This window comes from Streptomyces sp. NPDC001339 (assembly GCF_042895955.1).
Taxonomy (GTDB): domain Bacteria; phylum Actinomycetota; class Actinomycetes; order Streptomycetales; family Streptomycetaceae; genus Streptomyces.
Window position 1 is genome coordinate 193074 of record NZ_JBIAWT010000003.1, and the last position, 22945, is coordinate 216018.

Sequence of the window (22945 nt, forward strand, 5' to 3'; positions counted from 1 at the left end):
AGGCGTCAGGGGCCAGAGGTCCCAGAGGCCGGACTTCGCGTCAGGCAGTGGCAGTGGCAGTGGCCGCCGCCCGGCGGTCGATGACGGTGCGGAGTTTGCCGCTGGTGGGGGTGCGTTCGAAGGCGAGCGTGTCGGCGGTCTCGACCGTGCAGGTCAGCAGCGCTTCCGCACCGGCCGCCGAGCCGAGTTCCGGGATGTGGGCCAGCAGCGCCGCGCGAGCCTCGTCCGGATCGGGGGCGTACCGCTCGTCCAGGCGGACGGTCAGCTGCTCGCGGTCGGCCGCGGAGGTCAGGACGAGCTGCAACTCGCCCCGGTAGCCGAGGTGTTCCTCGGCGGCCTGGGTGAAGCGGCGGTAGTTGAAGTGGTAGGTGCCCATGCGGAACACGTCGCCGTAGCGTCCGAGGAGTTCGATGCGCGGGGTGTGGCTGCCGCAGGGGCACGGCCCGTCCACGGCCCGGCCCAGGTCGCCGATCTGGTAGCGCTCCAGGCGCTGTCCGGCCCGGGTCCGGGTGGTGAAGACCAGTCGCCCCGGCTGCCCCGCGGGAACCGGGCGGTCCTCCTGCGGATCGAGGATCTCCAGCGTGTGCAGGTCGGTCAGGACGTGGTGCTCGGTGCCGCGGGCGTGGGTGCACTGGTAGCCCAGTGGCCCCAGGTCGGTGCTCCCGTAGGCGGCGGAGCGGATGAGCCGCACGCCGAACTCCTCGGTGAGGATGCGGCGTTGCTCGGTGGTGAAGTGCTCCCCGCCGTAGAAGACCTTGCGGATACCGCCGTAGGAGCGCAGCCGCTCGCTCTGGCTGTGGAACAGCTGCCACAGGTAGGACGGCATGCCGAACAGGGTGTCCACCTGATAGGTGACGAGGGCCTCGGCTATGGCCTCGTGGTCGGGGCCGGCGGCCATCGGGATCTGGGTGGCGTTCAGCCGCTCCAGGATGGAGAAGAAGCTGATGAAACTGCCGTACATCTCCCCGCAGAAGAAGAGGTTGGCGGCGCGGTCGCGGGCCGGGTCGAAGCCAGCGGCGAGCAGGCCGTGTGCCGAGGCGCGCATCTGCGTGTCGTAGTCGTCGCAGGTGAAGACGGACAGGGCCGGGGCGCCGGTGGTGCCGCCGCTGCGGAAGTACAGCTGGGCGTGTTCGGGCGCGAGGGACCGCAGCTGGTCCTGGGCCGCGGACTTGTCCATGAGCGGGCCGGTGGGTGCGGCGGGCGGCGTGGCGGAGGCGATCAGGTCGTCCAGGCACGGGGTGGCGGAGAATTCCGCGCCGGTGGCCTGCACGCTGACCCGCCGGCTGTAGCGCTGGAGGGCGTAGACGCCGTCATGGGGTTCGCCGTGGTAGCTGTCGAGCATCGCGCCGAGCGGGGTGATCCGCTGGACGCCCGCGGTGAGGAGCGCCTTGGAGAGCCGGGCGATGTCGGCGCGGCTGCCGCCCACCGAGGCGGTCTGGAGGTAGCGGCGCATGGGCCGCAGGGTCGCGGTGATCTCCTGGCGGGGGAGGGGCTTGATCCAGACGGTGCGGTGCAGCGGGGAGGCGGTGAGGGCGGGACGGACGTCGGCGAAGACCCGCCAGCTGCCGTCGTCGGCGGTGATGACCTTCGTCAGCCCCAGATGCTGTTCGGCCCGGGCGACCAGTTCGGTCGTGGTGATCTCCGCCTGCTCGGCCGCGTCGGGCTCCGGTTCGGGGTGCGGGAGGGGGAAGGTGGCGGAGACCTCGTCGAGTACGGCGGCGAACCGCTCAGCGAAGGCGAAGAGTTCTGCCGTGTCCGGACAAGCCTCGGGGGCGCCGCCGGAGCCGGTGTCACCGTGGTCCCTGGTGTCACCGTGGTCCCCGGTGTCGAGGTAGATGACCTGCGGGCTGGAGCACGCCTGCTGCTCGGCCCGGCAGACGTCGGCGGCGAGCGCGGCGAGGCTGTCCCGGTCCGTCGCGGCGTCGCGGGTGAGGTAGCCGAACGAGATCTTGTGACCCCATTCGACGAGCCGGCAGCCGGGCGGGATGAGGGCCGCGACTCCCCGTACGGCGTCCTCGCCGCCCCATACGGCCACGGCGTCCGCGGGCTCGCACAGCAACCGCATCAGGTCCTGGCGGCTGGAGGGGAAACGCAGCGCGACGATCCGGCGGCCGACAGCCCCGGTGGGGTCCGCGGCGGCGAGTTCGGCGAGCAGGTGCTGGGCGAGCGCGGTGTCGCTGCTACTGGTCTTGAGGACGTTCACATTGCCCGCGAGCAGGCCCTCCACGACGCTCAGGGGGGCGACCGTCGCGGCGTTGCCGGGGGCGATGTGGACCAGCAGTCCCACCGGGGCCCACGCCTCGTACACCGTCTCGCGTGCGTCGGGGCGGGTGAGGCGTTCGGGACGCGGCCCGCCGAGTTCGCGCCGCAGTTTGCGTTCGAGGGCGGGCCGGGCGAGGGCGTCCGCGATCTCGGTGAGGGTGGCCGCGGCGTCCGCGCGGTCGGCGGCCGGGACGCCTTCGGTCATCCGGCCCAGGAGCCGGGCGTGCACGTCACTGTCCGGATCGCGCAGGGCGCGGCCGAGGGTGTCGCAGGCCACCAGCACGGTCTCGGCGGACAGCGGCTCCGCGAGGGTGCGTGCGACGAGGTCGGGCAGCTCGGCGAGCCGGTCGGCCGCCTCGTCGGCGCCGATGAACGCGCCCTGCCAGAAGTGGAGTTCGGAGGTCATGACATTCCCTTCAGGAGTTCGGCGGCGGCGACCGCGCAGCTGCGGTTGCGGCTCACCCCGGCGCGGCCGTGGATCGTGAACCACGGTGTGATCAGGGGGCAGCCGCACTCGTCGCCGGGGTGCAGCGAGGCCAGGTCCCCCATCACGACGCTCTGCGCCGGGACCGAGGTGATGTACGGGGACACCAGGTGGAGGTAGCCGCGTTCGCCGTACGGCAGCGGTCGCAGGGTCCGGGTGTCGCGTACGGCGGCGCGGGACCAGACCGGTACGTGCAGCCGGTGGTGGGCGCACTCGATGTACGGCACGCAGTGCTCGACGGAGCCGTAGGTGTCCCGGATCCGCTCCGGGGGAATGCCGAGCTGCTGGGTCACCTCGTCGTAGAAGTCCTCCTTGGCGATCTGCCGGTCGGCGTGGCCCTTCCAGCCGCCGCCGAGGACCACCAGCGAGCCCTCCGGGAGCTGGACCGGTGGGATGCCGGCGGCCCGCATGCGCTCCAGGGTGAAGTGCAGGAAGGCCGGGAAGCCCAGGATGCGTACCGGCAGCCCCTCTTCGGCGTAGCGCCGGAGAGCGGCGATGCAGCCGTGCACGTCGAATTCGTGGCCGGTCCCGGTGTGCCGCAGGGCGTGGGTGGTGTGCCGGACCGGCGCGAAGTCGCACAGGTAGTTGTCGGTGAAGGAGGTGCCCAGACGGACCTCCGGCGCGGGCTCGTAGCTGTAGAGCAGGTAGTTGGCCGGCTGATCGGGGGTGATCCACCCGTAGTGGTCGAAGATGCGGGCCACCATCCGCTGCGCGGAGCGGATGGTCCACTCGTCGAAGAACATCTGCGACTTCTGACCGGTGGTGCCGGACGAGGTGAGATGCAGGAAGACGTCGTCGCGCGCCATGGAGAGCACTTCGTGCCGCTTGAAGAAGTTGGCGTGCAGCAGCGGGGTGCGGACGGCCGTGCCGACGGTGGGCGCCGGGACCTCGGGGGTGTCCGCGAGGAGGGAGCGGAACAGCGGGGAGCGCTCCGCGTGCCAGGCGTGGGACTCGGCCATGGCGGCCGCGAACAGGGCGTCCGTCTCCGGTCCGCTCGCATAGGGCGAGGGGAGGTCGCACAGGCGCTGGACGGCGGCGAGGGCCGCCGGGTCGGGGACCTCGACGGGGGCGAGATGCGGGTTCATCGGACAACCTCGTGACGGGGCAGGTAGGTCGACGTCCAGGAGGTCAGGTACGCGGCCAGGTACGGCTGGAGCAGCGTGCTGACGGCGGTGGTCCGGAAGTCGATCTGACGGTCGGTACGGGAGAGGACGGCATAGTCGTGGAAGCGGTCGCCGATCCGGCGCATGGCCGGATAGCAGGCGCTGGGCACGAAGCCGGAGGAGAGGAACGCCCACAGCGCCGCGGTGTCGGACAGCGGCACCAGCGTCTCGACGTAGTCGGCGCCCGCCCGGCTGAGGGCCGTCATGAGCGAATCGAGGGCCCGGGTGGCGGCCGACGGACACGGGTGCACCGCGACGAGGGCGCAGCTGCCGGCCACCGGGTCGAGGTCGGCGTAGATCTCGAACTCGCCGTTCGGCGGGGTCAGCACCGTGTTCGGGGTATGCAGCGGGACGTGGGCGCCCGCGGGATCGGGGAAGAGCTCACGGAACCGCCGGCGTACGAAGCCGGGGGCGGTGATCACTTCGATCGCGGTGCGGATCTTCGGGTGCGCGGTCGCGGCGGCGGCCGGGAGCTCCAGGTCCCCGGGGGCGAGCGGCCGGACCCCGGCGTACGAGATCCCGACGGTGCCCTCGGCGGCTTCCAGCAGGGGCACCAGCGCCTCGGGGACGGCGGTGACCGGTTCACGGCGGTCGAGGACGCCGTCGGCGTAGCAGGCGAACAGGGCCAGAGTCTCGCAGCCGGACACATCGGCGGCGTTGGGCAGCAGACCGAGGGGCCGGTACCCGTTGCGGGCGACGACCCGCTGCGGGGCCTGGGTGACCAGACGGACGGTGGTGTGGACGGAATCGAGGGCGCCGGTGGCGAAGGCGTCGGCGGTGACCGCGCCCGTCAGCCGGCTCGCCAGCCCGTGCTGACGGTGACGGGGGTGGACCGCGAGACCGACGAGCTTGCCGGCCCGGTTGCCCGGGTCGGTCTGCACGACCGCGGACCCGGCCAGTTCGCCGGTGTCGGCCCGGCGCGCGGTGAGCCAGTGGCAGTGCGGGTCGGTGATCAGGCGGTGCATCTCGGTCGGATCGCTGCCCAGGGCCACCGGGTAGCCGTGGCCGTACACGTCGAAGTACAGCTGCCGGAGTTCGGCGATGTCCTGGGGTGCGGCCGGCTGGAGGGTGGTGGTCATCGGGTATCCCCCAGCGGCACGACGCCGACGGCGGATTCGACCGACTCGACCGACTCGACGGGCTCGACGGGCTTGGCGGGCGCTGCGGAACCGGACGCGGCCGGGGCGGCGGAGGCGGCCTCGGGCAGCGCACCGGCGCGCCTGCCGGACCACCACAGCGCCGCGGCGACCGGAACCAGCCCGACGGCCTGCAGCAGGCACAGGACCTGCGGGGACAGGTGGTCGCCGAGGGCGCCGAAGACGAGTGAGGACAGCGGGAAGGTCGCGCCGAGCAGCGCCTGCATCATGGCGAAGAAGCCCGGCTTGTCCTCGGCCGGGACCAGCCGCTGGAACAGCGCGACGAACCGCACTCCGATGGCGCCCACACACCAGCCCGCGACGACCAGGGCCCCGATGGCGGCGGTCCGGTCGGGGAACAGGCCGGGCGTCCCGAGAGCCGCGGCCATCAGCGCCAGGCAGGCCCCGCCGACGGTGGTGGCCGAACCGCGCAGCCGCGCACCGGTGAACGACCCGAGCAGCGTGCCGATGCCCAGGGCCGCCTCCAGCGCGGCGACGGTGGAACCCTGTGCGTGCAGCACGGACCGGGTGTAGAGGGGCATGACCACGTACACGGCGGTGGTGAAGACGTTCGCCGCGGCGAAGCAGAGCAGCACGCGCCGGATGAAGCGGTGGTCGGCCAGGATCTGACGCAGCGTCCGCCGGGGCGGTACGCCGTCGGCCGGGTCGGCGCCCCCCGCCCCCGTGGCGCCCCGGGGGAACCGGGTGACGGAGACCAGCACCGCGGCGGCGAGGTACGCGCCGGCGCATCCGGAGACGATGCCCGCCAGGTCCCAGGCGTCCACGATGAGCGGTCCGAGCAGCCCGCCGGCCAGGCCGGCCAGGGACTGGGTGGCGAGTTCGAACCCGGTCGCCTCCTCGATGTCGGCGTCGTCGACGAGTTCGGGTACGGAGGTGGTCAGGCACGGATCGAAGAGGGCCTGGCAGCCGGCCAGCAGCAGCGCGGCCCCGTAGGCGACGGCCATGGGCGGCGGCGCGGCACAGGTCCAGCCGGCGGTGGCGGCGGCTACCAGGCCCGCCAGGGCGGCCGCCGAGGCCAGCACCGTACGGTGCCGGCAGCGGGCGATGACGGTGGCCACCAACGGGGCGAGCGCCACCGCGGGCAGCGTACTCACCGCGAGGAACACTCCGGAGGCGAGGCCGCGGTCACCGCCGCTGCCGACGGCGTGGGCGACGAGCCACCACACCACGCCGACCTGGAACATCCGGCTCGCGGCCTGGGTGAGTACCTGTGCGGCCCATACGGTGCCGAAGGCCCGGTTGCGCAGGACGACGGGGAGACGGCGCCGGGCCGGTGCCGCCGTCATGAGTGCGGCCGTTCGTCGAGGACCTGGATCAGCTTGCCAGTGCGGGAGTTGACGGCCAGGTCGCTGTGGCGGACCCACTCCACGGCGAGCGGGTGGATGCGTCCGGCGTCGGCCTCCGCGGCGTACAGGGGCCGGGCCGCGAGGAGCTCCTTGGTGATGGCGCCGGCCAGGTGCCCGAGGCCGTCCGGGTCCCCGCGGCCGTCCCGGTCTCCGTGGCCGTCCGGGTCTCCGTGGCCGCCGGTGGCCGGATGCCTGCCGACCGCCGCTTCGTCGGCGGCCAGCCGCAGCACCAGTCCGTCCCGGCCGTCCCAGCGGCGTACCACGAGCTGCACGCCGGTCACCTGGCCGGTCGGGTCCGCGGAACGCACCAGGCCGTGCACGTCGTGGGTGTAGAAGGACACCACACCGACGCGGACGCCCTCCTCGGCGCGGCCGAGGATACGGAAGTGCCCGGCGTCGGCGTCGGTCCATTCGGCCCGGTCGCCCACGGGGTAGCGGAGGATGGGCATCAGCCGTCGGCGCAGGTCCGTGACGACGACGCGGCCCGCGACGCCGTTGCGGGTGACGGGCTCGCCGGTGTTCTCGTCGAGGATCTCGACGACGGTGTGGGGCGTGAACGCCCGGTGGACGCGGGGGTCGGCACCCGGTACGGCCTGCCCGAGAAGGCCGGAGTCGACACCGGCGTAACCGATGGAGCGGACCTGCGCCCGGGGGAACGCCTTGCCGAGCAGCGGCCGCTGGTCCTCGAACAGCCCCTCGCCGCCGAAGAACAGGATCTCCACTCCGGGGAGTTGGCGTCCTTCGCCGACGAGGTGGTCGGCCAGGGAGCAGAGCGTCGTGGTGGTGCCGGCGACGACGTCGACGTCGAATTCCGTCAGCGTCTCGACGGTCGATTCGAGCGGCGCGGCGCCCCCTATCGGCAGCCGTACGTTGGCCACGGGAGCGCGGTGGAGGGAATCCAGGATGAAGCTGAAGCTTGCGTAGAGTTCCCCGGCGTAGAAGAGGTCGGCGACGCGGTGGCCGGGGCGCAGTCCGGCTTCGACGAGTCCGCCGCCGAACGCGGAGGTGAATTCTCGCCATTCTTCGCGGGTATAGACGGAGAACTTCGGAGCCCCGGTCGTTCCGCCGCTCTTGAAGACCACCGCCTCATCGAGCGGTCCGGTCAGAAGTCGGTTGTTGCGGGGTGTGTTGGCTCGCCAGAATGCGTCATGCGGGATGACCGGCAGGTCCGTCAACTCGTCCACCCGGTCCGGCAGTCCGGCGTAGAGGTCCTGGTAGAAGGGCGAGTTGCCACGCACGAAGCGTATGAGTTCCGACAATGGTTGAACGGGCATTGATTCCTGTTTTTCGGCATGCAGAGGAAACCGGTGCCACGGGGTGTGCGGCACCAGCTTGTGGTGTGGAGTCGGCAGCAGGCGTTTCAGGAAAACCCGGTGGGGCCCCTGCCGAACGCCATTCTGCGTTGGTGACTTCGATCGGTGATGTTATGTCATGAGCGATGTGCCCGGCGACATCCGACTTGGCGGAAAAGGGATGCCTGTCGGCCGCCATTCCCTTACCGGCTGCCACCGTGCATCCGCCGGATTCCCCGTCTTCACGTTAACTCGGCTGCACGGTGACTCGGCCTCCCGGTAACTCGGCTTCCCGGTCGCCTTTCGGGCCGAGTGTCATCCCGTGGCGTCCTCTCGCGCCGACGGCGACCCGGCGAATGTTTCCGGCCGCGATGCCGGCCGAAAACATTCGCCGCCCGGGGTGATCCGGCCATGTACGGCGGTGACTTCACCGGCCCGGAGGCGGAGTCCGGCGATGCGGACCTCGGTCAGGGCGGCGTAGGGGAGGGGCACCGGCGGCAACAGGGAGGTGGAGAAGCCCACGGGGAGCAGGCCGAGGAGGCGGCCGGTGATCCAGCGCGCCGCGAGCCGGATGTCTCCGCGCACGGTGACGGTGGGCGCGGACAGGCAGACGCCGGATCCGGAGCCGTAGGCGATCCGGGCGCCTCGCAGGGTCACGGACCGGGCGCGGCACAGCGCCCCGGTCAGCGCGGGGAGCGGGCACAGCAGGCCGGTGACCTGCAGGGTCCGGGCCGCAACCGAGGTGTCCCCGGCCGCGGTGGAACCGTGCGGCGGCGGACCCCAGGACGGCAGGTGACCGCCGTCCGGTAGGTGACCGCCGTCCGGCGAGGTGAGGCAGCGGGCGAGGACGCGCGCCTGTTCCAGGGTGGCTGTGCCGAGGTCCGTGGCCGGTGGCAGCGGCCGGCAGCGGCCGGAGGCCGTATGCGTCCTTCCCACGGCCGGTGCGGGCACGGGGCCGGGTGCGGTGCGGGCCCGGTGTCCGGCTGCCGCTGTCGTCCCGGCTGCCGCCGTCGTCCCGGGTGCCGCCGTCGTCCCGGGTGCCGCCGTCGTCCCGGGTGCGGCAGCGACGGGCCCGGGCCGGATGCCGTTCGCGTCCGGTGCCGCGAGGGCGGAGGCCGGCAGCACCAGGACGGCGGCGGCCAGCGCGCGGCCGGACAGCCGCCTCATTCGGCCGCCTTGCCGCCCGGCACCGGTGGAGGGGCGTCCGGGCCGGTGCGGCCGCCGGTGTCACCGGTCCGCCATCCGACGGCGAGCGCGCCGCCGGCGATGGCCAGGAGCATGCCGGCGAAGAACCCGCCGAGGTTGGCCAGGGGGAAGGAGAGCAGCGCCAGCACGATCGCGGCGACCCCGCTGACCGTGGCCCGGTGGGGCCGCGCGGCCGTGTGGAGGCCGCAGCCGACGAGGGCGCCGGCGATCAGCAGCGCCGAGGTGGCGGCCGTCCCCTGGAAGCCGAGGTACTCGGGGCGCCGCAGCGGGAAGTACGCCAGCTCCGCTCCGGCCGCGCAGAGCAGGGCCGCCGCGGCCCATGGGCGGCCGCGAACGGCGAACGGGGCTTGCGGGGCTTTCAGACGCATGGACGGTTCCCGGGGCGGATGGACATGGTCGCGTCGTGCAGGGAGAACGAGCCGGCGGCCAGCGACCAGGCGCTCAACCGCATATCGGTGATGTCCAGCGTCCTCGCCTGCTGGCCGTACGCCCCGAGGACGCCGCCGGTGAGGGAACCGGCGGCGTCCAGCCGGGAGGCGTCCCGCCCCATCTGGACGTCTCCGAAGCGCAGATCGCCGCGGACCTGCTGGAGGTCGATCACCAGGTCCTCCGCGGTCACCAGGGCACCGCGGCCACCGCGGATGGTCAGGGTCACGGGACCGAACGGGGTGCGCGCCACCGAGGACTGGCAGACGTTGGTGAGTCTGGCGTGGCCGATCCCCGCCACCGCCACCGGCCGGCTGCGGCCGCGCGCGTCCTTGTCGAACGACGCGTACTGGACGGCCTCGCGTCCGTTGAGCTGGTCCGCGGTGACCTGGAAGGTGCTGCCCGAGACTGCGAAGCTCACGGGCACTCCGGCCGCCGTGGTGCTCCACACCGTCGTCGCGGAGCCGGCCAGTGCGAGCACGGCGGACACGGCCACCCGCCGCCAGCTGGTGCCCGCGGTGGGCGCGCCGCCACCGCGTCTTCGTGAGCCGCGCCGCGTCGCGCGATGACGTGCCATCGGTGTCCTTCCTGTGGTGTCCCTCGGCCCAACGCGGCCGCCGTGAGCGGGATACGTGCGAGCCGGATCAGCGGGGGGAAGTTCCCCCGTTCGGTCCGACACCGGCCGGGATACGGTCCTCGGGCGGTCCCGTGGTCGCTTCGGAGGTGGCCGTGTCGTCACCGGCGGCGGTTCCGGACGTTCCCGAGAGGCCGAGGCGCAGCAGGACCAGATGGGCGATGTCGGTAATGGTGCCGCCACTGCGCAGCAGCTCCAGGGGCGGGATGTCGATGTCGAAGCGTCCGCGTACGGAGACCAGCAGCTCGGCGATCATGAGGGAGTCCAGGCCGTACTCGTCGAGCCGCCGGTTGTGGTCGAGGTCCTTGTGGTCCAGGTGCAGGACGTCGGCCAGGAGGCGTGCGAGCGTATCCGCGACGGCTCGCGTCGCGTCCTGGACGGACATGGCCGCGAGTGCCCGCAGGATCTCCTCCCGGGTGTATTCGGCTTCCTCCATGTGGTCGGGAAGCAGCGTGGCACACCGGGGCGCCGCGAGAGCGGGCAGCAGACGGCGCATACGCCCCCAGTTGTAACGGCCGGCGCCTGCCACGGCGAGGCCACTGCCCGTCAGCACGTCGGCAGCGGTGAACGCCTCCCTGAGCGATACGGGTTCGATACCGGCGGAGCTGAGGACGGCCGTCAGCTCGTTGCGGGCGACATAGCCGGTTTCACCGATGGCTCCCCAGGCGATCGCCTGTCCGGCGGTCCCGCGGCCGCGACGGTGCCGGGCCAGGGCTTCCAGCCAGAGATTGGCCGCGACGTAGTTGGCCTGGCGGATGTTGCCCATGACGGTCGTGCCCGACGAGTACATCAGGAACATCTCCAGCTCGCGCCCGGCGAGGAGTCGGTCCAGCACCATCGCGCCCGCCGCCTTCGGGGACAGCGCGGCCGAGAACCTTTCGTCGGTGAGCTCGGTCAGCGGATCGTCCTCCAGCCGCATCGCGCAGTGGACGACGCCGCGCAGCGGGTGCCCGCCCGCGTCGATGTCCTCGATGACGCGCCGCATGGCCGCGAGGTCGGCGACATCGGCGGCGTATGCGGTGGCCTGGACACCGCGCGCGGCGAGGCCGGCCAGTACAGCCGGGGCTTCGGGTGCCTGCTCGCCGCGGCGGCTGACCAGTGCGAGGTGGCGCACGCCCCGCTCCGCGAGCCAGCCGGCCGTCGCGGCGCCGAAGCCGCCCAGGCCGCCGGTGACCAGATACGTGCCCTGTGCGTCCAGGCGCGGTGTCTTCCTGCGCCGCTCGACGGGGACGGGTTCGTCCAGCGGGTCGAAGGCGACGACGACCTTGCCGGCGTGGCGCGAGTGCTGCAGGAGCTGGAATGCCTCCGCCACCCGGGCAGCGGGGTAAATGCTGTGCGGCAGCGGGCGGTACGACCCGTCGCGTACGCGTTCGGTGACGGCCGCGAACAGCGTCGCACCATGGACCGGGTCGAAGGCGAGGGCGCTGAGGTCGACGCCGAAGAAGGCGATGTTGTTACGAAAGGGGCGCAGGAGCAGCGGCTTGTTCTCGTAGATGTCGCGCTTGCCCAGTTCGATGAAGCGGCCGCCGGGGCGCAGGAGTTCCAGACCGCGCGTGATCGCCTCGCCCGCGAGGGAGTTGACGAGGACATCGACGCCCTGTCCGCCGGTGGCCTCCATGACACCGGAGGCGAACTCCAGGCTGCGTGAGTCCAGGACGTGGTCGACGTCCAGGTGCCGCAGCAGTTCCCGTTTCGCGGGAGTGCCCGCCGTGGCGATCACGCGGGCCCCGCGCATCCGCGCGTACTGGAGGACGGCGAGTCCGACTCCGCCCGCGCCGCCGTGCACCAGGACCGTCTCCCCGGCCCTGAGCCGGGCCAGCTGGTCGAGGCTGTAGTGCACGGTGGAGAACGCGACGGGCAGAGTGGCGGCCTCGGTGAAACTCATCCCCTCGGGGATGTGCCCCAGGGCCTGGTGCGCGGTGACGGTGTGCGAGGCGAGGGAGGCCGGCGCCAGTCCGTACACGCGGTCGCCGGGCCGGAAGCCGGTGACGTCCGGTCCGACGGAGGTGACGACGCCGGCGCACTCCAGGCCGAGGCCCACCGCGTCGTACTTCCCCTCGACCGCCTCGGCCGGCAGCAGCCCCACCGCTTGCATCATGTCCCGGTAGTTCAGGGCAGCCGCCCGTACGGCGACGGCCACCTGACCGGGGCCCGCCGTGGCAGGGGTGTTCTCCACCCATGCCAGCTGGTAGGAGAGCCCGGGCGAACGGACGTCCAGTGCGAACGAGTCCGCCGCCGGGGCGGCTTCCGTCATCGGTCCGGCGGCAGGCAGCACCAGCTCACGGGGCACGAATCTGCCGCCGCTCGCGGTGATGACGATTTCGGTCTCGGTGTCGTCCGAGAGGAGTTCGCGGGCGACGCGGTGGGCGTCGGTCGCGGTTTCGCCGTCGCGGTCCAGCGAGATGGTGCGGACGGACAGCCGCGGTGCCTCGTTGGCCAGGGTCCGCGCGATGCCCCACACGGCGGCGTCCTGAGGCGCGATGGCGCGTTCGGGGGAGGGCAGTGCACCACTGGGCCGGGTCACCATGGTCAGGGACGCCCGTCCGCTGTCCGCGAGGCGGGCACAGGCAGCGGTGACCGCGCGCATAAGGGCCGCGCGCCCGGTTGCCCGCTCCACCTCCTGGGCGGGGTCCGGCCCGGAAGCCTCGCCGAGGATGACGCAGACGTCCGCGACGTCCTCCCCGAACTCCGCTGCCCAGTCGACCGGGCCGTCCACCAGCAGGCGCACCGGTGTGGCGGCGCCGCCGTCGGGCGGTGACACAAGCGCCGCGAGGGCCCGTGCGAGGCCCAGCTCTGCGGTCGTCTCCGCGGCGATGGTCCACCGGCGGCCCGGTCGGTGGGCGGGCAGCGGCGGTGGTGGCGCGACCTCGCGCCGGGGGGCCGCGGCGAGGAGCACGGAGAAGTCTTCGCGGCAGGGGTCCGCGTCGTCGCCGGTGCGGACGACGTCCGTGAAGCCGCACCGCTCCAGCAGAGCGGGCCACTGGTCCGCGGGCAGCAGCGGTGAGTCCGGGCGCTCCTCGTGGTCGGTGCGGTCCCAGAAGCTGTCGAGGGTGCCGAAGTAGGGTGCCAGCAGGTGCGGATCGTGGCCCTCGAGCCCCAGCAGCAGTCCGCCGGACGCCAGGAGGGTGCCGATGCGGCGCACCGCCGATTCCAGGTGTTGCGCGGTATGCAGGGCATTGGCGGCGATCACGAGGTCGAAGCCGGCCTCCGGCAGACCCTGGCCGACCGGGTCGGCATCGAGGTCGAAGGGCCGGTACGTGACGAAGTCATAAGCGGCGAAGCGGCGTTGGGCGCGCGTCAGGAAGGCCGGTGAGACGTCGGTGCAGACATACTGCGTGCGTTCGGGTGGCAGCAACGGAAGCAGGGCGGCGGTCGTGCCGCCGGTGCCCGCCCCCACCTCCAGGACGCGCAGCGGCCGGTCGGTCGGCCACACCCGCACCGTCTCCCGCAGGAGGGCTTGTGCAACACGGTTGTGGAAGCGAGCAGTCACGGACGTGTCGTAGAACTGCTCCGCATCGGTGAGGCTGCCGTCGGACACCAGGATCTCCAAAGGGTCCCGGCCGTCGCTGGTGAGCACCTCCCGCATGGTGCTGATGGCCAGCCGGCTCTCAACGGACGCCTGCGGGAACTCCAGGGTCATCCGGCGCAGCAGCTCCCGGTCGTTGAAGACCGAGCGCGTGAGCCGCAGCCGTCCGCCCCCGACCTGCTCCAGCAGTCCGTGCCGGACCAGTTCGGGGATCATGCAGGCGAGGTAGGGCTTGCGCCGGGGCTCCATGCCCGCCGCGATGAGGTCGGCCACCTCGAAGGGAGCGGAGACGTCCGGAAGCAGAGCGGCGATGGCGGCCGCGTGGCGGTGGGCAGCGGCCTGTTTGAACAGGGCCATGCACCCCGCATAGTCCTTCTCGTGCCAGTCCGCGCGGAGGGCGGCGATCCGCCCGGCGGCCGCCGCCGCGATGTCCGCCGGTGCCGCAGGCGGCTCACCCGCGACCGGATCGCCGGCCCGGGGCTGGGCGCGCAACTCCGTGTGATGTGTCGTCAGCGGCGCGTGGTGGCTGCCGGCGAGCCTCCGCTGCCGGCACCGGCGCAGTTCGACGCTGACCGTACCGTCTTCGTCGGTGACGACGATGTCCCAGCACGCTTCGTTCGCCGAGAACGAGTGCTGCCGCACATGGATCCAGCCGGCCGCGGCGGGCGTACGCCACACGCGGACTGCCCCGACGGCAGCCGGCAGATACACGGTGCCGTCCGCCACGGCCTCGCCGACCAGCGGCGCGCCCGCCTGCAGGGCCCCGTCCAGCAGGGCGGGGTGCGCCTTGTACTCCTCGGTGGCCGCCTCGTGCCGGTACGCCGCCAGCACTTCACCGTCTCCCACGTGCAGTGCGCGCAGCACCTGGAACGCGGGGCCGTACTGGAGACCGAGGCGTCCCACCGCGTCGTAGTGCTCCGCGCCGCTCACCAGGCGCGGGCAGCGTGCGCGTACCCCGGGGACGTCGAGGGCCGCCGGTGCCCGGCCGAGCAGGGCACGGACCCTCGCGCGTACGTGCTGCCGCGGCCGCCGGGACTGCGTGTCGGTGCTGGTGATGCTCACCACTCCGTCGTCCGGGGTGACGGCCAGTTGGACGCGGACGGTGCCGGCGTCCGCGGCCCAGGGCACGACCAGGGGGCGGGTGATCTCCAGGCAGTCCACTTCCACCGCCTCGTCGAGGGTGAGACGGCCGGCGGCCAGCGCCATCTCGACGTAGGCCGTCGCCGGGACCACGACCGAGCCCGCCAGCTTGTGGTCGGCCAGCCATGGCGTCAGCGCGGGTTCGACGGCTCCCTGCCAGGTCGGTACAGGAGAGGGCAGCCGTTCGCCCAGCAGCGGGTGGTCCAGGTGCCCCGACCCGCTGGTCCGCATCCACATCTGCGGGGTGCCGTTCCAGTGCCGCTCGCGCTGCCACGGGTACGCGGGCAGGTGTGCCACCCGGCCTTGCCGGGGGAAGTACACGCTCCAGTCCACCTGGGCGCCTGCGGCCATGAGCGTGGTCACCGCCTGACGTACCGTGCCCTGCCCGCCCCGGCCGCGCTGCAGCGTCGCCGTCACCGCGATCACCGCCCGGGGCCGGGAGTGGGCGATACGGCGCAGATAGGACCGCAGGACGGGGTGCGGCCCGATCTCCACGAAGACATCCGCGCCGTCGTCCATCGCCTGCTCCACCGCCGAGGCGAACCGCACCGGCTCACGGACGTTGCGCCACCAGTAATCCGCGCCCAGAGCGGTGCCCTCGATCCGGTCACCGGTCACGGACGAGAGCATGGTGATTCTTGTCGCCGCGGGCCGCAGACCGGCCAGCCCCTGGCGGAGCGGTTCCTCGACCGGGTCCATCGCCGCGCTGTGGAAGGCGTAGTCCAGGTCGAGTTCCGTGCAGGCCACGCCGCGCCGCGCCAACTGTGCGCAGAATCCCCGCAGTTCAGCAGCCAGACCGGCGACCGTCACATCGCGCCCGCTGTTCACCGCTGCCACTTCCACCCCGGGGATCGCCGCCACCGCCTCCGCTGCCTCCGCCGGCGGCAGCGTGACGGCGGCCATCCGGCCGCTTCCCGCGGTGGCCGCCTGGGTACGACTGCGCTCGGCGATCACCTGGGCGGCCTGCCGCAGATCGAGCGCCCCGGCGACATGGGCGGCGGCGACCTCCCCGACACTGTGCCCCAGCACGCTGTGCGGGGTGACGCCCTGTTCCTCCAGCATCCGCACCACGCCGACCTGTACGGCGAACAGCAGCGGCTGGGCGATTTCCGTGGCCGCCAGACGCGCCTGCTCCGCCGGCACGGCAAGTTCCTCGGCGACCGACCAGCCCAGCAGCGGAGCCAGTGCGGCGTCGATCGCCAGCACAGCCTCCCGGAAGGCTGTGCTGCTCGCGAGGAGATCGGCCGCCATGCCGGCCCACTGCGATCCGTTGCCGGAGAAGACGAAGGCGATCCGCCCATGCTGGACCGCCTGGGCGGTGGTGCCCACCGAGCCGTCGCGCTCGTCGTCGCGCGGGAGCGGGATGAAGGGCCCCTGCTCCTGCCCCGGCTCGCCCGCCGCGGGCGGGGCACCTTCTGCGGGCGGGGCAGCCTCTGTGGACGGGGCACTTTCCGTATGAGGGGTGCCCTCCGCATTCCCGGTGCCGGCCCGCGGTCCGGCGAGACCGCGCAGCCGCTGGACGGCGCCCCGGGGACCGGCCAGCACAGCCGCGCGGTGCGGGTGCAACCCCCGGCGCCGGCACGTGGTGTAGGCGATGTCGTAGAACTCCCGCGGTGTGGCGGTCGCCAGCCGGTCGGCCAGCAGGGCCGCCGCCTCGGCCAGGGCCTCCGGCGTGCGTGCGGAGACGATCACCGGGTAGGCCTCGGCGTGCCCGGCGTGTTCGGTGCGTCCCGGCGCCTCCTGGCCGCCGGAACCCTCCCGCGGAGCGGGCGGCAGTGCCGGCGAAGAGGTGAGAACGGCATGGGCGTTGGAGCCGCCGAAACCGAAGGAGTTGACCCCGACGACCGGCCGGTCGACAGTGCCGATGGGGCGGCAGCGGGTGACCGGTGCGAGGTTGAGCCCGGCGAAATCGATGTCCGGGTTGGGCGGGCAGGCGTGCAGTGAAGGCGGGATCGTCCCGTGCCGCAGCACGAGCAGCGCCTTGAGCAGCCCTGCCATCCCGGAAGCGGGCTCCAGGTGCCCGACGTTGGTCTTGACCGAGCCGATCGGCAGCTCTCCGCCGGCTCTGCGGCGGCCCAGGGCCTGGCCGATGGCCCGGCACTCCAGCGGGTCGCCCACCAGGGTGCCGGTGCCGTGCGCCTCGAGGTAGACCAACTCGTCCGGCGCCACGCCCGCTTGCGCGTACACGGAGCGCAGCAGGTCTTCCTGTGCCTCCGGGTTGGGCAGCGCGAGTCCCATGGTCCTGCCGTCGCTGTTGGACGCGGTGCCCAGGATCACCCCGTGGATCCGGTCACCGTCGGCCACGGCGTCCGCCAGCTTCTTCAGGACGACGAGGCCGCCGCCCTCGGCGCGTACGAACCCGTCGGCATGGGCGGAGAACGAGGCGCACCGGCCGGTCGGCGACAGCATGGCCGCCTGGGAGAACCCCACATAGTGGTAGGGGCTGAGCAGCGCGTTGACCCCGGCCGAGAGCGCTACCCGGCTGCTGCCGTCGAGGAGAGTGCGGCAGGCCCGGTCCAGCGCCACCAGAGACGAGGAACAGGCGGTGTCCACCGCCATGCTGGGGCCGCGCAGATCGAAGAAGTGGGACAGCCGGTTCGCGGCGATCGAGGACGCGCCACCCGACATCGTGTACGCGTTGACGTTCTCCGGCACCATCAACTGCAGGGCCCCGTAGGAGGCGTCGGAGACCCCCACGTACACGGCTGTATCGGACCCGGCCAGCCGCTCGGCGGCGATACCGGCGTCGTCCAGCGCCTCGACGGCCAGTTCCATCAGAAGCCGGTGCTGGGGATCCATGTGCGCGGCCTCCTTCGGCGCGATGCCGAAGTAGGCCGCGTCGAACCCGGCGATGTCTTCGAGGAAGCCGCCCGCGACCGTGTAGCTCTTGCCGGTCCGCGGCATCGAGGTGTCGGCGAACCGGCGTGATTCGAAGCGCTCCGCCGGCACTTCACCGACCGCATCGCGGCCCTCCACCAGCGCGGCCCACAACCCGTCGAGGTCGTGGATGCCGCCCGGCAGGCGGCATGCCGCCCCGACCACCGCGATCGCCCGGTCCGGTGACGCTGCCTTGTTGTCATGCATGAACGACCAGCTTTCCTACAAAGACGGAAGACAAGCAGCCCTATGGGCAGCATGAGTGGGCGATGTGCCGCGGCCCTGTGACCCTGAGTGAGCATACAGCTACAAAGAGTGCTCAAATGGGCTGGACTTCGCCGGTCTTCCTGACTTTCGCCGGTCTTGGAGCGTCCTCTCGGCGGTGAGTCCCGGCATCCGGGCCCGCAGGTCCGGGTGCCGGGACTCGTCTTCCGTTACTTGCCGGCCATGTTGTTGCAGCCCAGGGACGAGCCGATCTTGGTCTGCTGGGTGCCCGGGGCGCCTTCGCCGCCGAGGGCGTTGCCCAGTGCGCCGTCGAGGATTCCGATCGTGCCGAGGACTTCGACGTTCAGGTCGTGCGACCGGCACGAGGTGCCCTGCTTGATGTCGAAGTGGGTGCCGTCCTTCCGGCCCTCCTTCTCGCCGCCGGCGTGAGCGGTGCCGGCGCCGAGGAGGCCGACGCTGCCGAGAACGGCCACCACCACGGCAGCCTTGCGAAGCATGCGCATTTCATCTCCGGAGATTGATCGGATTCGATCCGTAATCGATCGAATTTGGGCAGTATGGAGGGTAATGCGAATTTCCCTCATCTACTCGGCGACGCGCTAGGTCCGTCACCAGGTCCGATGCGCGCACCCTCGCCGACCGGGTGTCGGCTAGCCCGAGTTGAGGTGTTGTACGACGAAATGAGGTTGCCGGTGGGCGCGTTCCCGATCGCGATCACCCGATCATCATCGAATGATTGATGTGTTCGTCTGTCCGCAGTCGCAGTTGCTTCTTGGTGTTGCTGTCGCTGTCGCTGACGTAGCCGCAGTCGGATTCCGGCCGTCGTCCGTACCACCCCGGCTCCGCCGACGGCGGGCAGCGCGCTGCCGGGCTTCCGCGGCCGAGGTGGCGGCGTGGCATATCCCCCTCCGATCCACGATCGTATGGAGCATGGACTCCGAGGAAATCGAGATGCGGGAAGCGGTCCGGGAGTTGGCCAGTGCGCTGGAGACGCTGCTCAACCTGATCAAGGCTGACGCGCTTCCCACCACCCCCGAGGCTCACGGCCTGATCCGGAAGGCGAGGACCTTCCTCGACGCATCGAGCGGCCGGATCACCGACCCGGACCGGCCCGGCGAGATCCTCCCGCTGGCCACCGCGCTCAACAGGTTGATCATCTCGGCGCGGGAGCAGATCCTCGACGACGCCGTCGCCGCCTCGCCCGTGCCGGACCATCCGGGCATGTAGGCGCCCGGGCACGCCGCCGCCGGACGGATCGGCTACCGGTCGGCTACCGGTCGTGCGCGTGCGGGACGGTGAGGACCGGGCAGCGGGCGTGGTGCAGCACGCCCTGGCTCACGGACCCCAGCAGCATGCCGGTGAAACCGCCGTGCCCGCGGGTGCCCACGATGAGGCCGAGGCTGTGTGCGGACCGCTCGGTGAGGACCCGGACCGGGTGGCCGCGCACGACCTCATGGTCCAGCGCCACTTCCGGGTGCGCGGTACCACGCCCGGCCACCGCCTCCGAAAGCAGCCGACGGCATTCCTGGAGCGCCGCCTCCTCGTCCGCACCCCCGAACCGTGGTGGGTGCCATACGTACAGCGCCCGCAGGCCCGCGCCGTGCAGGGCGGCTTCCTCGAAGGCGAAGTCGACGACGGCGGTGGACTCGGCTCCGCCGTCCACCCCGACCACGAAGTACGGCGGATGCTCGGTGACGCGCTGCGGCTCCGGTACGACCACCACGGGACAGGGGGCATGGGCGATGAGCGGCAGGGCGACGGCGGCGGAGGTGAAGAGCTCCTGGACCGCACTCAGATGCCAGGAGCCCAGTACGACCGCGGTGGCGTGCTGCGCCTGCTCACGCAGTACCCATGCCGGGTCCCCCTCTGCCAGGAGCCCGGACACCGGTACCTCTGGCTGCCGGGTCTCGACAAAGGCGACGGCCTCGCGCAGGTTGTGGTCGCCTGCCACATGCAGCGCCGCGTTCCACTCCTCCCAGGAGGGCCGCCCGCCCGTCGGCCGGTACCCCGGGGTCGGTACGCCCTGAGCGTGGAGCAGCAGGAGCGGCAGGTGCCGTCGGGCCGCCTCGTCGGCAGCCCAGACGAGCGCCGTGCGCTGGGACGGATCGGGGTCGACACCGATCACGATCGGCAGGCGCCCGTCCGTCTGATTCATCCCGTCTGCCTGAGTTCCGCCCGTATGGGTCCCGCCCGTATGGGTCCCGTCCGTATGGGTCCCGTCCGTATGAGTCATCGCGTCTCCTCCGTCGGGGCAGCCCCCTTGCGGCGAGATGTGCCACTTCCACACATAGCGCTCGCCGGGCCCCTGCGCATGTGCACGCGTATTCTCGGATGTGGGCCCGGACCGCTCCGATACGAGCTGATGAGGGACGAGATGACCGCCGCACGCCACGGTCCTCGGACGACATCGGTGTCGGCGCGGCTGGCACGAGCGGCTCGCGGCTGGACGTGCCACGTCACGCTGGATGTGTGAACCCCTCCGACGGATGCGTGACTCCCTCAGGAGGATTTCTAAGAGAAGCGTTGAGAAGTTCCCTCTATGGTCGGCCGCCGACATCGCATAGCCCTCGGCCCACTCTTCTGCAGGGAGCAGCTCGTGACAACGCCGGCCAACCCCGTGCCCTCTCGGTTCCGCCCACCACGCTCCCAACTGCTCCTGACCGATGAGCAGTTGGCATCCGGTGCGGCGCGTCGGTCCCGGAGGATACCCGGCTCCCTCGTCACCTCGGCTCTGCTCGCGGTCGGGGCGCTGGCGCTGACCGCATGCGGTGGGGGCGGCTCCGCGGACGGCGAGGGCGGTAAGAACGGCGCTGCTGGTGCCAAGGATGGCTCCGGCGTAAGGATCACCGTATCGGCGAAGAACGGTGCCACCAACGCGAGCATCAGTAGTACGGGGGTGCGGGTCAGCGGTGGCACATTGGTCCAAGTGAAGCTGACCGCCGCGGAGTCCGGCAAGGAGATCGCCGGTGTGACAGCGTCCGATGGTTCCTCCTGGAAACCGTCGGCGCAGCTGGAGCGCGGAACGAAGTACCGGATCGTGGCGAAGGCCAAGGACGCCGAGGGCCGAACCACCTCTGAACAGGCCACGTTCACGACGGTCTCCTCGAAGAACAGCTTCACGGGCGCTTACACCCCTGAGGACGGCACGACCGTGGGCGTGGGCATGCCGGTGTCCTTCCAGTTCGACAAGCCGATCACCGACAAGAAGGGCGTGCAGTCCCATATCGCGGTGACCTCCAGCAGCGGCCAGAAGGTCGTCGGCCACTGGTTCGATGCCCAGCGTCTGGACTTCCGTCCCCAGGAGTACTGGAAGGCCGGCTCCAAGGTCACGATGAAGATCGCCCTGGACGGGGTGCGGGGCGGCGAGGGCATCACCGGCGTGCAGTCGAGGACGGTGACCTTCACCATCGGCCGGTCACAGGTCTCCACCGTCGACATGAACACCCAGACCATGACGGTGGTGCGGGACGGCAAGACCGTCAAGTCGGTGCCGATATCCGGCGGCAGCCCCCGGAACCCGACCTACAACGGCCAGATGGTCATCTCCGAGAAGCTCCGGGAGACCCGGATGGACAGCTCGACCGTCGGCTTCACCAAGCCGGGATCCACCTACAACATCCCTGATGTGCCGCACGCCATGCGGCTGTCGACCTCGGGTACGTTCCTGCACGGCAACTACTGGGGCGACGCTTCGAACTTCGGACGCTCGGGCACCAGCCACGGGTGTATCGGCCTGCGGGACGTCCAGGGCGGTGGGGGCGACACTCCGGGCAAGTGGTTCTTCGACCAGTCGCTGATCGGCGATGTCGTTGTCGTCAAGAACTCGCCCGAGCGGACCGTCAAGCCCGACAACGGCCTCAACGGGTGGAACCTGTCCTGGAGCGAGTGGCAGACGGGCAGCGCGGTGTGAGCCGTGCCTGGTTCGGCGGCTGTCCGGTGTCCAGGCGATCAGGATGATGTCGGTGAGGGCGGCTGATCCGCTTCCGGCTCCGGTTCCGCTTCCGGTTCCGGTGCCGTGCCGGAGGGCGGCGTGGCGGCCAGGACGGCGTCGAGGAGGCCGGGGAAGCGGGCGTCGAGGTCGTCGCGGCGCAGGGCGACGGCCTTGTAGCGGCCCTGTTTGTGCTCGCGGGTGATGCCGGCCTCGCGCAGTGCGCGCCAGTGATGGGTGGCGGTGGCCTTGGTGACGTCCAGGGGGAGGCTGCCGCAGGTGCGCTCGCCCTCGGAGGCCGCCAGTTCGCGGACGATGCGCAGGCGGACGGGGTTGCCCAGGGCGGCGAGAACGTTCTCGATGTGGAGCTGGTCGCGGTGAGGGTGGTGGGCGACATGCATTCTTCGACTGTACGACAGGTCACATACTGGCCGTTTGTCCGCTCTCATTGTCCGCGCTCTCATTGTTCGACTGTATGGTGTTTCTCGTACAGATGGATCCAGGCGGACCTGGACGGACCCAGTCGGAGAGCAAGCCCATGAGCACCACCCCGAGCCGGGCCGACGAGCCCGTCGCCATCGTCACCGCCGCAGGCTCGGGCATCGGACGGGGGATCGCGACCGAGCTGGCCCGCCGCGGCTACCGGCTCTCCCTGCTGAGCCGGGGCGAAAACGTGCGCGACCTCGCCCAGGATCTGGGCGCCGTCGCCACGACCGGCTGCCTCACCTCACCCGAAGACCTTCAACGCCTCGTCGACGCCACGATGGACACCTACGGGCGGATCGACGCGGTCGTCAACGGCTGCGGCCACACCGCCAACGACGAACTGCTCAAGGTCACCGATGAGATGTGGCACGACGGCCTGGACATGGTGCTGCTGTCCGTGGCGCGCATGGCCCGCCTGGTCACCCCGCATATGCTCACGCGCGGCACAGGCGCCTTCGTGAACGTCTCCTCGTACACCGCGCTCGAGCCCATGGGGATCATCCCGGTGAACTCCAGCCTCCGCGCGGCCCTGTCCTCGTTCACCAAGCTCTACGCCGACCGGTACGCCGCCCACGGCCTGCGCATGAACGCCATCCTGCCGGGATTCGTCGACTCCTACCCGGAAACCGAGGAGTTCCTCGCCCGCATCCCCGCCGGGCGCTACGCCACCACCGCCGAGGTCGGCAAACTCGCCGCCTTCCTCATCTCCGATGATGCCGCCTACATCAACGGCGCATCCCTGCGCATCGACGGCGGCGCCGCCCGCTCCCTCTGACCCAATGGGGGGCAGTGG

At 71.7% G+C, this 22945-nt stretch carries 15 protein-coding genes; 3 read left to right on the top strand and 12 right to left on the bottom strand.

Translation table 11 applies throughout. From position 1 onward, the window contains the following. Positions 1 to 40: 40 nt before the first annotated feature. From ACFY12_RS09920 to ACFY12_RS09965, 10 genes are all read right to left on the bottom strand, one after another. Complete coding sequence (locus ACFY12_RS09920; protein ID WP_390715267.1) at positions 41 to 2668, bottom strand: acyl-CoA reductase; 2628 nt, start codon at positions 2666 to 2668, stop codon at positions 41 to 43. Beyond that, positions 2665 to 3831 (bottom strand): acyl-protein synthase, encoded by a 1167-nt coding sequence (locus ACFY12_RS09925; protein ID WP_390715268.1) that lies wholly within the window; start codon positions 3829 to 3831, stop codon positions 2665 to 2667. Before ACFY12_RS09925 ends, ACFY12_RS09920 begins: the two co-directional genes overlap by 4 nt. Next, a complete protein-coding gene (locus tag ACFY12_RS09930) occupies positions 3828 to 4988 on the bottom strand; it encodes a GNAT family N-acetyltransferase (RefSeq protein ID WP_390715269.1) in 1161 nt (386 codons plus the stop codon). Before ACFY12_RS09930 ends, ACFY12_RS09925 begins: the two co-directional genes overlap by 4 nt. Further along, the gene (locus tag ACFY12_RS09935; RefSeq protein WP_390715270.1) at positions 4985 to 6352 is read right to left on the bottom strand and encodes an MFS transporter; all 1368 of its coding nucleotides are present in this window, start codon (positions 6350 to 6352) and stop codon (positions 4985 to 4987) included. Before ACFY12_RS09935 ends, ACFY12_RS09930 begins: the two co-directional genes overlap by 4 nt. Then, on the bottom strand, positions 6349 to 7686 hold the full coding sequence (locus ACFY12_RS09940; RefSeq protein ID WP_390715271.1) for a phenylacetate--CoA ligase family protein: 1338 nt from the start codon (positions 7684 to 7686) through the stop codon (positions 6349 to 6351). The genes ACFY12_RS09935 and ACFY12_RS09940 overlap by 4 nt, the downstream gene beginning before the upstream one ends. A 333-nt stretch (positions 7687 to 8019) precedes the next feature. Further along, positions 8020 to 8871: a hypothetical protein gene (locus ACFY12_RS09945; RefSeq protein ID WP_390715272.1), complete on the bottom strand. Its 852-nt coding sequence runs from the start codon at positions 8869 to 8871 to the stop codon at positions 8020 to 8022. Continuing rightward, positions 8868 to 9278, bottom strand: a complete 411-nt coding sequence (locus tag ACFY12_RS09950) for a DUF6114 domain-containing protein (RefSeq protein WP_390715273.1) — start codon at positions 9276 to 9278, stop codon at positions 8868 to 8870. Before ACFY12_RS09950 ends, ACFY12_RS09945 begins: the two co-directional genes overlap by 4 nt. Then, positions 9269 to 9913 carry a DUF6230 family protein gene (locus ACFY12_RS09955; protein WP_390715274.1) on the bottom strand — a complete coding sequence of 215 codons (645 nt, stop codon included), beginning with the start codon at positions 9911 to 9913 and terminating at the stop codon, positions 9269 to 9271. Before ACFY12_RS09955 ends, ACFY12_RS09950 begins: the two co-directional genes overlap by 10 nt. Before the next feature lie 67 nt (positions 9914 to 9980). Next, the gene (locus ACFY12_RS09960) at positions 9981 to 17720 is read right to left on the bottom strand and encodes an SDR family NAD(P)-dependent oxidoreductase (protein WP_390715275.1); all 7740 of its coding nucleotides are present in this window, start codon (positions 17718 to 17720) and stop codon (positions 9981 to 9983) included. A gap of 227 nt (positions 17721 to 17947) precedes the next feature. Next, positions 17948 to 18241 carry a hypothetical protein gene (locus ACFY12_RS09965; RefSeq protein ID WP_390715276.1) on the bottom strand — a complete coding sequence of 98 codons (294 nt, stop codon included), beginning with the start codon at positions 18239 to 18241 and terminating at the stop codon, positions 17948 to 17950. Between the two features lie 427 nt (positions 18242 to 18668). Between ACFY12_RS09965 and ACFY12_RS09970 the strand changes: the two genes are divergently transcribed. Next, entirely contained in the window at positions 18669 to 18965 is a 297-nt protein-coding gene (locus ACFY12_RS09970; RefSeq protein WP_390715277.1) for a hypothetical protein, read from the top strand. 43 nt (positions 18966 to 19008) lie between these two features. On the opposite strand, the gene ACFY12_RS09975 is transcribed toward ACFY12_RS09970, so the two are convergent. After that, complete coding sequence (locus ACFY12_RS09975) at positions 19009 to 19893, bottom strand: universal stress protein (protein ID WP_390715278.1); 885 nt, start codon at positions 19891 to 19893, stop codon at positions 19009 to 19011. Between the two features lie 384 nt (positions 19894 to 20277). Between ACFY12_RS09975 and ACFY12_RS09980 the strand changes: the two genes are divergently transcribed. Then, a complete protein-coding gene (locus ACFY12_RS09980) occupies positions 20278 to 21648 on the top strand; it encodes an Ig-like domain-containing protein (RefSeq protein ID WP_390715279.1) in 1371 nt (456 codons plus the stop codon). 38 nt (positions 21649 to 21686) lie between these two features. On the opposite strand, the gene ACFY12_RS09985 is transcribed toward ACFY12_RS09980, so the two are convergent. Further along, positions 21687 to 22067, bottom strand: a complete 381-nt coding sequence (locus ACFY12_RS09985; RefSeq protein ID WP_390715280.1) for an ArsR/SmtB family transcription factor — start codon at positions 22065 to 22067, stop codon at positions 21687 to 21689. Between the two features lie 137 nt (positions 22068 to 22204). On the opposite strand from ACFY12_RS09985, the gene ACFY12_RS09990 reads away from it, so the two are divergent. Next, the gene (locus ACFY12_RS09990; protein ID WP_390715281.1) at positions 22205 to 22927 is read left to right on the top strand and encodes an SDR family oxidoreductase; all 723 of its coding nucleotides are present in this window, start codon (positions 22205 to 22207) and stop codon (positions 22925 to 22927) included. Positions 22928 to 22945 lie beyond the last annotated feature (18 nt).